1 protein-coding gene is annotated in these 348 nt (G+C 65.8%); it reads right to left on the bottom strand.

The features are described from left to right. Positions 1-348 (bottom strand): hypothetical protein (locus ACWGS9_RS36135; protein ID WP_454509525.1); only part of this gene is annotated, 348 nt, incomplete at both ends.

Genomic DNA, 348 nt, shown 5'->3' with positions numbered 1-348 from the left:
CTGCCCCCCGCGCCGACGCACCGGTGCAGAATCAGCATCATCATGCAAATCGGACGGTGTGGGCGCATTCAGGTCGATAACAGACTGAAGGCCGCCGAAGGTGCCTGAGCGAGCCGCGGCAGAGTGCGCCGGCGCAAAGTGCGCGTCGTCGCGCAAATCGGACGGTGTGGGCGCATTCAGGTCGACAAGAGGCTCAAGGCCGCCGAAGGTGCCTGAGCGGACCGCGGCAGAGTGGGCTGGCGCAAAGTGAGCATCGTCGCGCAAATCGGAAGGTGTGGGCGCATTCAGGTCGACAAAAGAGTGAAGGCCGCCGAAGGTGCCTGAGCGAGCCCCGGCAGAGTGCGCCGG

It is taken from the genome of Mesorhizobium sp. Arg314, from assembly GCF_053714275.1.
The sequence above is the reverse complement of the archived record's forward strand: the minus strand, read 5'-3'. Positions and strand labels throughout refer to the sequence as shown.